This is a genomic window from Microbacterium karelineae, assembly GCF_009745985.1.
In the GTDB taxonomy this organism is placed as follows: domain Bacteria; phylum Actinomycetota; class Actinomycetes; order Actinomycetales; family Microbacteriaceae; genus Microbacterium; species Microbacterium karelineae.
In genome coordinates this window covers 39,459-50,581 of sequence record NZ_WFIX01000181.1, presented here as the reverse complement: position 1 = coordinate 50,581, position 11,123 = coordinate 39,459, and the positions used below count along the sequence as shown (strand labels likewise).

The following is an 11,123-nucleotide window of genomic DNA, read 5'->3' as shown; positions in this document are numbered from 1 at the left end:
CGCCGCTTCGGCCCGCGCCCGCCGCCGGTCGGTCTTCACCGCCCGCGCCATCTGCGTGACCCGGTCATAGATCGCCCGCCCCTCCAGACTCGGCACGAACATCCACAGCTCACTCATCCCGTCGTCACACTCCGTCAGCACCACCCGGCGCTCCTTCCGCGCCCGCGCATGCCTCTCCCGCAGCGACACCGGTGCGAGCTGCGCCGCCTGCAGCTTCGCGATCTTCCCCACCTCCCCCGCCGTGCGCACCCTCGCGAACGCCACTGCATGCGCATCCAACGACGCCTTCCCACCCGCATCGAGATTCACCCCCGCGCCCGCGATGACATCCGCGTGCCGTTTCGAGATCCGCCCCTCCGACAGAGCCTCCAGCGTCACCGGGAAATCCGCCACCAGGCGCTCGGCGTCCTCCATCCGGTGCTTCGCCGACGACGGATGCACCCGCGTCGCGACCGCGACCTCGGCCGCCATCGCCCGCCGCGCATACTCCGGCCCATCCGGCGCCTCCTGCCGGGCGCCCTCCGCGTGCGCGATCCGCGCCAGCTCCGCCAACACCCGCGCCTTGACGCCCTCGGCCCGCGCGATATCCCGATCGCACTCCGCGACCTCATCGATCAGGCCCCGCACCCGCGCCAACTCACCCGGCGTGAGCCCGGGCAGCTTCTCCGCGACGCGTTCCTGATCCATGACCCCACGCTACGAGGCACCACTGACAAACGAAGAGACCCCGAGCTGCGTGAGGAGCGGCCTTCCCGCGAGGCCCCCGGAACCTGATCGTGCGAGCCCCTCTCCGGGGCGGCATTCGCACGGCATGTACGCATCGATGGACGAGAACGGCGACCCGACTCACACATCTTCGGGCGGGGTCCGACTTCCGGCAGACCGTCGAAGCTTGTCCGACCACGACCTGCACGCTCATCTCCGTGTCCGCGACCGATTCCTCCGGCACGGGTGGGAAGCATGCCCGATCTCATGCGATCCGCGCACGCGCACTGGCCTCGCAGGCTGAAGTCCGCTTCCGCTGTCGAGGTCCTCGCCACGGTGAAGAATGAGATGCACGACGCCGGGAGGCCCTCGCCGCCGATCACTCGGATGTGACGCACACGACACCGGGCGGAGAACGCCCGCGCGGGGCCCACCCCACGGGATCAGCACCGCGGTCGCGTGTCGGGCACCCGCACGCTCCGCCGCAGCGGGATCTCCACCGCGACGACCATCGCGTGCGCTGCGACCTCCCACCCCCGGCGCTCCTCGGCCCCATCAGGATCATGAGATCGGATGTCGCATACGCGAGCGCCAGCTGACGTCCCGGCCGACGCGGATCCGCTCTCGAATCGCGACCAACACGCGACACGGTCCCGCTGCGGTACGCCCGCAACGGGTGGCACGCCACCGCCGCCTTCGCCCCGCCCCTCCCCCTACGCTCGAATCATGCGGATCGAGGTGGTGGTGACCGAGTGGGAGCAGGCCTGCTGCGGCGAGGCGTTCCATGTCGGCGGAGAGGTGACGTGGATCCTGCAGGCCGCCGATCCGACGACGACGGCTCCCCGCGGACTCCCGCGATTTCTCGAGGAGCATCACGACCAGACGCCCGATGACGTCCCGCACTGGCCGGTCACCGGGACGGTGCGCCGCATCACGGGGATCACCTACCCACGCGTGCCTGTGCCGGGCGATCCCCGCGCCTTCACGCTCGACCGGGAGCGCCCCGAATCCACCGCGCTGACCGGCATCGCGAGAGCCGAGACGACCGAGCACGCCGAGTATCTCGTCGAGGTCGATGTCGCCGATGACGCGGAGCTGCCGCCGTTCGTCGCGAGCCCGTCGATGCGATCGGATCACGACGAGGCGGCGCGGGCGGCCGCACGCGATCGGGATCGTATGGGCGACGTGGTCGGCGCCGAGTTGGAGGCGACCGCCGATCGCGCCGAAGCGGATCTCGGCGGTGTCTCGGTCATCGTGCGCGACCGCGAGCGCTCCGCCGTGACGATCGCGCCATCGCGACATGGATCGGCGGCGGTGCAGTGGACGCGGAGCGACCAGGACGACGACGGCATCGGCGTGCACATCGGCGACGGATCCTGGTGGTTTCCCGCGGATCTCGACCATGCGCGCCTGGTCGGGGAGCTCCTCGAGGCCGCCGCCGCGGGGCGCGTCGCCGAGGAGGTGGTCGAGCTCGACGGCGGCGGCGGCCGCCTGGACACGGTCGTCGTGACGCGCGACGGGCGTCGCTGGGTGTCGAGCACGAGCGTCGAGCCGTTCGCGACGGGCGGTGGGACGATGGTCATCGTCGGAGACCTCTGGGAGCGGCTGCAGCGGGGATCTCGTTCCTCCGCGCCGTGGAGCACCGCGCCTCGTGAGACGAGAACGCACAGCCGTTCACCCCTCCCCGGAAGCGACATCGATGAGTGAGGATCGACGCGCCCTGCCGCTCGCGGACGCCCTGCTCGACGGCCCTCGTGGGCGACGTCTGCTGCTCGAGTTCGCGCTTGCGTCAGAACGACTTCAGTGGCACGCCGACCGCGACGGATCCCTCGGTGTCGCGGTCTTCCATGCCGCGCACCGCCTCGATCCGGACAGGGGGACGCTGTTCCGCTCAGGAGCACGCGCCGAGCCCCCTCGCGTGTCCCCCGAGGACGCCGCAACGCTGCTGGCGAAGGTGCCGCTGGTGCCGGTGACATCGCGAGCGCTGCTGCTGTGTCTCCGAAGGTCGGTGGACATGGCCCGCTACTGGCAGGGCCCTGACGGCGAGGACCTGCTCGCCGCGACGGCGCCGATGCGTGCCGCCCTCCGACGCGTCGCCGAGCACGTCGCGGCGTCCGCGGAGACGGCGTGGTGGCGGAGCCCTGTGGACGAGCGAACGCAGTCGGCCGTCCAGTGGGAAGGCCAGCCGCCCACGCACGTCCCCGCCGAGCCGCTGGCGATCCTGCGCGCGGCGCGGACCGACGACATCGAGAAGGAACAGCGCGCGGCGCGGGAACGGCCTGCGGATCCGGCCGCGCCCTTCAGCGGGGAATGGTGGTCCCGACCGACGTGGGACATCCCCTCCTCCACGCGCGAGATCGCGGACGGCGGTCCCGCCGGCCTCTGGCTCGTCGAGGACTCGCTGGGATGGGAGGCGGCGGAGAGCGTGCATGTCGGGGTGCCCGGAGGCCTGCGCGTGTTCGAGATCGACTCCGCGGACGCGTGGGCGGAGCTGTGCGCACGGTTCCCGCTCGATCAGACCTTCCAGAAGCGCCATGACTGGTACCAGGTCACGGGACGGGCGGGGCGTTGGGTGGTCCCGGATTGGGCGGCCGTCGCCGAGCACTACGACGGCGTGCACCTGCAGGTCGGCGCGTATCTCGCCGCTGCGGGCACCGCGATCCCCGTCGGCCCGGACGACGCGACCGTCATCGCCGGGTGGGGGCCTGACGAGACGTACTGGTTCACCTCGCGGATCCGCCTCGTCGACGAGCCTCAGATGTGGAGGCTGGACGAGCGCGGGACGGAACACCTCTGGACGAGCTCCGGCCCGGGCGACCCGAAAGCGGCGGAAGGCTAAAGGTCACCGATGGAGGCGCGAACGTGCGCGCGCTGGCCGTGGCGTCCGACGAGACTGAGGTACTCGACGGGGCCGGCGCTGGTGGCTCCGAACCAGTGCGGGGTTCGCGTATCGAATTCGGCCGCTTCACCGGCCTGCAGGAGCAGGTCCTGGTCGCCGAGCACCAGGCGCAGGGTCCCGTTCAGCACATACGCCCAGTCGAAGCCCTCGTGGGAGTGCAGATCGGGCGTCGCGTCGTCACTGCCCGTCGGGAGGACGAACTTGTACGCCTGAACACCGCCGGGGCGCCGAGTGAGAGGGATGATGATCGAACCGTCCCTGCAGGACACAGGGCGGAGATCGATGCGCGGATTCGCCGTACGGGGCGCATCGACCAGTGAGTCGAGCGTGACGCCGTAGTACCGCGCGAGCGGAAGAAGCTGCTCGAGCGTGGGGCGGCGCAGCCCGCCCTCCAGGCGGGACAAGGTGCTCGTGGAGATCCCGGTCTCCTCGGCGAGCGTGGTGAGGGTGACGTCGCGGCGCAGTCGCAGGTGCTTGAGGCGTGGGCCGACGGTGTCGAGGGTTTGGTCTGCGGCTTCGTCCATGTGCGCCACTTTGCCATTTGGCAAGAGAGATTGCCAGACGCATGATGCTGAGCGATCCTGGTTCCGGACATCGTGAACGAGCAGGAGGACAGCACAGTGGGCACAGCGCATGACGACCAGACAGACGCCGTGGCGGAGAACGGCGGAGGCCAGCCGGTGCATCAGTTCGACAAGACCTACTGGGAGAGCCACTGGGGCGCCGCTGAGCTGAGCGAGCGCCGGAGCCTGCCGATCCACCCCTACATCCCCTCCGAGACGGCGCATCTGCCTGCGGGGACTGCGCTCGACGCGGGGTGCGGAACAGGCACCGAGGCCCTCTGGCTGGCTGAACAGGGCTGGCACGTCACCGGGGCCGACATCTCCTCCGCGGCGCTCGCGACCGCCGCCGGTCGCGCCGCGTCCGCGGGCCTCGATGATCGAATCGAGTGGATCGAGGCCGACCTGGCGCGCTGGGAACCGGACCGCGAGTGGGATCTGGTCGTGAGCAGCTACGCCCACGCCGACATCGGCCAGCTCGCGTTCTACCAGCGGATCGCGTCGTGGGTCGCCCCGGGCGGAACGCTCTTGATCATCGGCCATCTGCACGACCAGCAGGCTCAGCACCGCCATCATGCTCCGACCAGCGGCCCTCCCGAGGAGGCCACGGCCGCGCTGGCCGGCATCACGAGCCTGTTCACCGGTCAGGCCTGGCGCATCGACGCGGCCTACGAGAACACCCGCACCGTCCACACCCGCGGTGAGGGCATGGAGCTGCGGGACGTGATCGTCCGCGCCCATCGCCTGACCTGATCCGATGCCGTGGGAAGGATGCACGGAGAAGCGACATCCCGACGCCCCGTCGCTTCACCTGGCCGACGAGCCCGCCGTCCGCCATCTCTCACCTTGAACGCCTCGTACGCGCTGAGATGGGCGTCGTGCATGCCGCGCCGGCACTGCGCGAGCGACCTCCGACACACGAACGGGGCACAGGAATGTCCTCTGCCCCGTTCGATCCTGTGTCGGGCTGACAGGATTTGAACCTGCGACCTCTTGACCCCCAGGTAGACGATTCGGCGCGATTCGTTGATTTTCCGGGCCTAGATGCCCCTAAGACGGCACCATTTCACGTCATGGATTGCATGAGTTGCATGCATCAGGTCCCGGCCAGGTCCCGGCGCTTGATAGCAGCCCGTGGTGGTCACGGGTTCACGAGCCCTCGAAAGTCACCTCGTGGACGTCAGGTACGGCGTCTACTTCATCGGGCTCCGTCTATTGGATGGTGCTCTGCGCCGCGGCCGAGTCACCAGGAAAGATGCCGAACTGAGCGTTAAGAAATCGTGCGGTTCCCGGCCGGTCGCCGGCGGCGACTGCGATGATGGCGGACGCACCGTCGGCAGGCGATCCGGCTCCAGGTGTGGGGCCGCCGCTGCGTCCGGTAACCCTGCAACCCGGCCCCACGAAACCAACCGATGCCGTGGCCTGCCAGTTCACGCGCGAGACAGGATCATCTCGCGTACTGCTTGATGCGAGCATGCCATACCTTCAACCAGGCGGCCTCGTCACAAAGCTCATCGACCGTCGGCGCGACGTAGTTCTCCTCTGGCGCGTTGTCGTGCCGTGCCGCCCAGCTTGACGTCTTCGCGTACGCTGCCTGGAACTCATCGTGATCAGCCTGCGTAAATTTCGGGAGGATCTTCAACATCCTTGTCTGCACTTCGTTCGTCCCGCGATCGACGAGCTCGTTGACGATGAGCAGGTTCATCGCACGCTCAAGGGCCTCAGAAAGTCGGCCCGCGATCTGCGCAGTCCGATCGGTGTAGTCGTCGTCCGTCAGAGTCTCGCGCTCTCTTCTCAAGCGCGCCAGATCTGCCTCGAGCTTGTTTATCCGCTTCGGAACGTCCTTCGCCGCCCAGGGAAGCTGATCAATGATGAGGCCGGGCTGAGTGCCACCCATTCGCTGAATTGATCGTGTCGTGGTGGCGACCGACTTGCCCGTCGCCGCTTTAATCAGCGCATGAACGAAGGTGATCTCGTGCGTGAAAACGATCACCTGTCGTTCGATCGCCAGTTCGATCAGGCGGAGTGCAACCTTCGACCGTCGCTCCGCGTCAAGCGATGAGACAGGATCGTCAAAGACGACGCTCGAAAGCGACTTGTCGAGTTCCACTTCGGTTAGGAATCCCGCCAAACCGAGCGCCGTCTGCTCTCCTTCGCTCAGCACCTGAGCGACGCCTGCGCTACGTCGTGACCCGAGCAGGCTCGGCTGATGCTCGAGCGCGGAGTTGCGCCCTCGTCCGGTCCGATTGAGAGTGACTCTGCGCAGGTCGAGGCGTTCAGTCTCTCGTGTGAAATGATCACGAACCTCCGCTGTGACGTATGTCTCGGTCAGCTCTCCGCGTTTCGTCGTGATCGCGTTTGTAGCGGTGAGGCGGCGGACGTCTTCGATCGCCTTGCGCTCGGCAAGGCGTGCTATCTCGGTCTCGATGGTCGCCTTTGCCTCGTGGAGCGTCTTGGCGTCCTGCAGTTCAACGACCTTCTTGCTCGTCGCGCTGAGCGTCTGGGCGAAGGTCGATGCGTCGATAGCTCCCGCCTCTGTCGTCAATGCTTGCTGGCGTGTGGCCGCCTGGCTTCCGAACGAGTGCGCGAGCGGAAGTAGATCGACGCCGTTCTCTCCATCGATCCAGGCGACGGCCGCAGCTGCTGCGCGCGTCCCGGCATCAAACCAGTCGAGCACCGACTGCACGTCTTCGCCGGCGTCTTGTAGTCGATTGATTGCTGCGGTAACTGCGATAGGCAGGGTCTGAAGGTCAACGAAGTGGCTCCGGAACATCGCCCGTGCTTTGGTGACGGTGTCCGCGTCTCTTGAAGTTGTGTCTCTGACGAACGCCTCGAACCGAGCGAGTCGGTCGGCGGCCTGCTCGTTCAGAGGCTGCTGGCAGAGGACGCAAACTGCTTCGTTGCTTGTCACCGGGAAGTCGTGATCGTGGTATGCGTCAATGAGCGAGAACTTGCGCGCGGCTTCCCACAGCGCTCGCCAAGTCTCAGAGCCGACGCTCGGCAGAGGCTCCGAGTCGAAAGTGCGAGCGGATGCAATGCGCGCCGCTTCCTGTAGGTCGACGACCCTCTGCTGTAGGTCTCTCAGTTCGCGCTGCTCGTTTTCACCCAGTGCGTCCTCTACCGTCTTGGCGTGAATTGCAACAGCTAACCAGTCGCGACCGAGCGCTGCGAGACGATCCTTCTCTTTCGTCGGGTCGCTTCCCTTGAGTCGCGCCTCCGACGTGAGCTGCTTCGCTAGCTGCGCGTCATGATCCTCGGCCAGTGTGATGGCTTCCTCGATCGCCTCCCTGGTCGTGGCGGCCGAGATGCCTGAGAGGAACGCCGATGCCGGAGTGCCTGGATGGAGCACCGGAAGCTGCGGTCGTTCGGTCTGGTTCGTACCAAGTCGGCGACTGAGTTCAGCCGCGACCGCTTCGCAAGCGTCGGACAACTGGTCAAGAATCGTGAGCGCTGATGGCCGGTAGTTGGCCTCCGAGGCAGTCGAGACATACGCATCACCGCAGTCCTCGTCATAGAAGCGGATTCGGGAGAGTTCGGTGCTCGGTGGCTCTCCTAGATTCCACGTCGCGTCGTTGGTACCAACCCGGTAGTCGAGCTTCGCCGACTGCGCAGCATCCGCATCCGAGAAAACGTCACCAAGTAGCTGCGCGTCCTTAACACGGGCGGTAACGGCTTCACGGATGAGCCGCGCGTAACCAGACTTTCCGCTGGCGTTGTTACCAAAGACGACCGTCAGTCCCGCGGCGCCGAACGAGAGGGTCTGGCCCGCGGCAAGCGCGTTGATACCCTCGACGCCCGATACCTTAATGAGGCTGACGGGGTCTCCTGCGGCTGTCGAGCCCGGAATGTCAGCAGCTTCTACGTTTGCAGCGCTCGGGTACGTTCCCGCGATCAAATGATCCGCGATGGCGTACACACCGTCCGCGGACAACGTCTCGTTGCGGCAGAAGCGCGCGACGGCCTCCTTCTGCCAGTCCGGCCGTGCAGCAAGCCAACTCGCCAAATCGTCGTTGAGGGTCATCTGCTTTCTTCCTGTGATGAGTCCAGAAATCGGGCACCAATAAGTGGCCGTGGGCGCTCTTCGATCGGGCCGAAGGCGCGAGCGCGGTGCAGAATCTTGACGCCTGCCTGACTGCCGCTCACTACCGGTTACCTCCACGAAGCGTCGTTTGCCACTCAGGGGGCAGGGCTGGTCCGACCCCGGCCGTGTCCACAAGCTTGGCGAAGTTGGCCCACACTTCGATCCGCTGCGTGCGTGATTCGATGCCGCGGAGGTCAGCAAGACGCTGTTCGACCTCGCTAACACGACCGGGTTTGGCCCCTCGCTTATGCCGATCGCCATACGGGTGATCAGTTTCTGTGAGGAGTCGATGCGGTGGGACTGCGCGAAGCGTCTCCTCGGACGTCATCATCGCTGGCGGCAGAGAGAAGTAGCACCCGAGCCGCACAGCCTCTTCGGTCATCTCGGCTCCGCCGGTCCACCAGTGCAGGATGACACCATCAACCGGAGTGCGATGCAGCTCTCGCAGCACGCGAAGGTGCGCGCCGGAACTGTGCACACTCACTATCCGCGGGTGCCGCTGGAGCTCCTCCAGAACGTGCCGGAACGTTGCCGTCTGCTGCTCGATCGGCACACGGCTTGAGCCCTCCAGGCCGACTTCACCCACGAGTGGCGTGTCCTGGATTTGCTGTCGGAAACGCTCGGGAGTGAATGCTTTCTGCGCTCGGACGAGTCCCGGATGAACTCCGACGCCCCAGAGCGTCCGAAGGTCAGAGCGGGGTCGCACTACTTCGAACTCGTCGAGCGACCGAGTCATCGCAAAGATGAAGGCCCCGAGCTTTCGCAGCTCAGAGCCGTCGATAGCCGCGTCGACGTGCGCATGAGTATCGAGCGGTGGGGGAACCCTCATAGATTGAGTCCCCGCAGCTCCTCGCGTCCTCGTCGGCACAACTCGAGGGCGTCGTCTAGAGCGATGCTCGATGGCAGTTGGAGTTTCGCAAGATCTGACTCTCTAAATGACTCGCTGAGGAAATCGCGCATGGCTGGCACCACGGACTTTTCTTTCACCCAAGCCAGTTGCTTGTCGCCCTTCGGGACAAGGTAGGGCGTGCTGTCGTCCAACACAGCCGCCTCAAACGAGGCCCGTCGCAGCACACACCCGAAGCACACGCCGCATGCGATCTTGGCTGAGATTCCGTATGACTTCGCGCCCGTATGCGAGCACGACGACGTGTCACTGAGGAACGCGCTGGCCCGCTCGTTTCCAAGCAGCTGCCGCACACGCTGGAACATCTCTCCCTTAGTCTCATCGGCGTGCGGATTGACCAGGTCGTGGTGCGCCCCGACTGATGAGAGCAGAGAGATCAGGTCACCGAGGAACTTGGGATGCGTCGTCTTCGTCGAAAGGCTCCCCCGACGACTTCGAGAGAGGGGCGGATTGATCGATGCGTAACCGTTTTCGGGCAGCCAGAGCGGCACCTTATGGACAGATGCCACTGCGAGCCCCAAAGCAATGAAGAGGAACGAACGCGACCGCGTTGAGTTCTCCTTGCCATAGGCCTTGCCAGTCGGAGAGTGCCGGCCACGCGCCAGCAACACCTTCACATGATCGGCCGTCGTTCCGAGCGCGATCTTCTCAATCGCATCCGCGACTCGTGTCTGGATCGGAGACAGGTTCGGAGACGCCCAGTGCGAGACGAGGATCTGTTGCTCACCGCGCGAGGCGAGGTCGACAGCGGATAGCAAGGCACCGGTCGCTGAATCCGCGCCGCCGCTCAGGAGCACGACGCGCGTTGCGCCCAGACCGACGGTTGCGATCTGTTCCGGGGCTCCGGCGTTCTCCTGAAACGTGAACCGCCAGATATCTCCGGTGAGGAAGCCGAGGAGCTTCTCAAGCTCAGGCTGAACGGCCTGCCACGGGCTTGCCGCCAGCACGTCTACCGCAACGGAGATGTCCCGCTGATTCCAGTTAGACAGTCGCCCCGAGCGCAGCGACGAGCGGTCTGCTGCGAGCACGGCTATGGCAATGCGGACCAGATCGATGTTGCGGTCCATGACTGCGCCGAGACCTCCGAGCAGCGGCCCGTAGTTGGCTCGGAAGTACTGGTGGGAATGGGCGTCATGCCAATAGAAGGTTCGATCCGCGTTGGAGGTCGGCGTGGATGGGACGGGCGTGACAGTCAGTTCATAGGAGAACACCATTACTCGGCTCCGTCTTTGAAGATGCGGCGGAGACTACGAAGCCCACGCTCGATAGCCGAGTCGATAGCATCCGGACTTGCACCCACCTCAGAGAGATTGGCGCGTGCGGCCAACTGATAGCTCGCGTCGTAGACCTCATCGATGAAGTCCTCGCGCGACACCGAGCTGGTCGAGGTGAACTCGTCTGATTCGGAGATGAAGATCTCGGCGATCATCACGCCGATAGCGTGTTCAGCGGTGGCTGCGGCGTCCGGAGTCGATGGGTTCACATCCGTGTCGAGCATCCACTCGAGAAGGTGATGTGCGATGTCTCGCTGCTCTTCGGCGGGGATGTCGCTGGAAGTCTGCGCCTCGCAGACGACGTCGAGAATGGCTCGAACCATCTCGGCTCGGGTAGGCAGGGTGGATAGCGAATCAAAGTCGAGACCGGCCTTCGCGAGGGCCTCGCGATCACCTTCGCGGAATGCGCGGGCGAGATTGGCAGCACGGCTCGCGGTCGCGGCGTACGCGCGCGCGTCACGACGCGGGGCGCTCTGCTTGCGGCCGGTGCCCCCGCCGCCACCGCCGGCCCCACCGCCACCGCCACCTGATGAGCGGCGCGAGAACACGGGGATCTTCAGCGCCTGAGCGACGACACCCTCAGGAATGCGAGTTTTCTGGCCGTCCGACTGACCGTCCGTCCACTGGTCGACGCCATCGCGGAGGGCACGACCGACCTTGCCCGTCGACCCCTTATACGACGAGCTTGTCCCCATGA

The 11,123-nt window shown here is 66.1% G+C and carries 9 protein-coding genes; 3 read left to right on the top strand and 6 right to left on the bottom strand.

All coding sequences use genetic code 11. The annotated features are described in order from the left end of the window. A partial coding sequence (locus GB932_RS09070) for a DUF222 domain-containing protein (protein WP_156760373.1) occupies positions 1-687 on the bottom strand: 687 nt, incomplete at its 3' end. A gap of 744 nt (positions 688-1,431) precedes the next feature. Here GB932_RS09070 and GB932_RS09065 point away from each other — a divergent pair. After that, a complete protein-coding gene (locus GB932_RS09065) occupies positions 1,432-2,412 on the top strand; it encodes a DUF6578 domain-containing protein (RefSeq protein ID WP_156760372.1) in 981 nt (326 codons plus the stop codon). Beyond that, positions 2,405-3,544, top strand: a complete 1,140-nt coding sequence (locus GB932_RS09060; RefSeq protein ID WP_156760371.1) for a hypothetical protein — start codon at positions 2,405-2,407, stop codon at positions 3,542-3,544. The genes GB932_RS09065 and GB932_RS09060 overlap by 8 nt, the downstream gene beginning before the upstream one ends. Here GB932_RS09060 and GB932_RS09055 read toward each other — a convergent pair. Continuing rightward, positions 3,541-4,128, bottom strand: a complete 588-nt coding sequence (locus GB932_RS09055) for a helix-turn-helix domain-containing protein (protein ID WP_156760370.1) — start codon at positions 4,126-4,128, stop codon at positions 3,541-3,543. The two genes, GB932_RS09060 and GB932_RS09055, sit on opposite strands and share 4 nt — an antisense overlap. A 96-nt stretch (positions 4,129-4,224) precedes the next feature. On the opposite strand from GB932_RS09055, the gene GB932_RS09050 reads away from it, so the two are divergent. Then, the gene (locus GB932_RS09050; protein WP_231916095.1) at positions 4,225-4,917 is read left to right on the top strand and encodes an SAM-dependent methyltransferase; all 693 of its coding nucleotides are present in this window, start codon (positions 4,225-4,227) and stop codon (positions 4,915-4,917) included. Positions 4,918-5,611: 694 nt separating this feature from the next. On the opposite strand, the gene GB932_RS09045 is transcribed toward GB932_RS09050, so the two are convergent. The 4 genes from GB932_RS09045 to GB932_RS09030 form a co-directional block, all read right to left on the bottom strand. Further along, complete coding sequence (locus GB932_RS09045) at positions 5,612-8,185, bottom strand: AAA family ATPase (RefSeq protein ID WP_156760369.1); 2,574 nt, start codon at positions 8,183-8,185, stop codon at positions 5,612-5,614. Between the two features lie 121 nt (positions 8,186-8,306). Then, positions 8,307-9,074 carry a TatD family hydrolase gene (locus GB932_RS20690; protein WP_156760368.1) on the bottom strand — a complete coding sequence of 256 codons (768 nt, stop codon included), beginning with the start codon at positions 9,072-9,074 and terminating at the stop codon, positions 8,307-8,309. After that, positions 9,071-10,366, bottom strand: coding sequence for a hypothetical protein (locus GB932_RS09035; protein ID WP_156760367.1), 1,296 nt, complete (start codon positions 10,364-10,366; stop codon positions 9,071-9,073). The genes GB932_RS20690 and GB932_RS09035 overlap by 4 nt, the downstream gene beginning before the upstream one ends. Next, positions 10,366-11,121 carry a hypothetical protein gene (locus tag GB932_RS09030; protein ID WP_156760366.1) on the bottom strand — a complete coding sequence of 252 codons (756 nt, stop codon included), beginning with the start codon at positions 11,119-11,121 and terminating at the stop codon, positions 10,366-10,368. The genes GB932_RS09035 and GB932_RS09030 overlap by 1 nt, the downstream gene beginning before the upstream one ends. Between the last annotated feature and the right edge of the window lie 2 nt (positions 11,122-11,123).

Bases quoted from the DNA above. Each gene is read 5' to 3' on its own strand.
- GB932_RS09065 (WP_156760372.1), top strand. From the start codon at position 1,432: ATGCGGATCGAGGTGGTGGTGACCGAGTGGGAGCAGGCCTGCTGCGGC.
- GB932_RS09060 (WP_156760371.1), top strand. From the start codon at position 2,405: ATGAGTGAGGATCGACGCGCCCTGCCGCTCGCGGACGCCCTGCTCGAC.
- GB932_RS09055 (WP_156760370.1), bottom strand. From the start codon at position 4,128: ATGGACGAAGCCGCAGACCAAACCCTCGACACCGTCGGCCCACGCCTC.
- GB932_RS09045 (WP_156760369.1), bottom strand. From the start codon at position 8,185: ATGACCCTCAACGACGATTTGGCGAGTTGGCTTGCTGCACGGCCGGAC.
- GB932_RS20690 (WP_156760368.1), bottom strand. From the start codon at position 9,074: ATGAGGGTTCCCCCACCGCTCGATACTCATGCGCACGTCGACGCGGCT.
- GB932_RS09035 (WP_156760367.1), bottom strand. From the start codon at position 10,366: ATGGTGTTCTCCTATGAACTGACTGTCACGCCCGTCCCATCCACGCCG.
- GB932_RS09030 (WP_156760366.1), bottom strand. From the start codon at position 11,121: ATGGGGACAAGCTCGTCGTATAAGGGGTCGACGGGCAAGGTCGGTCGT.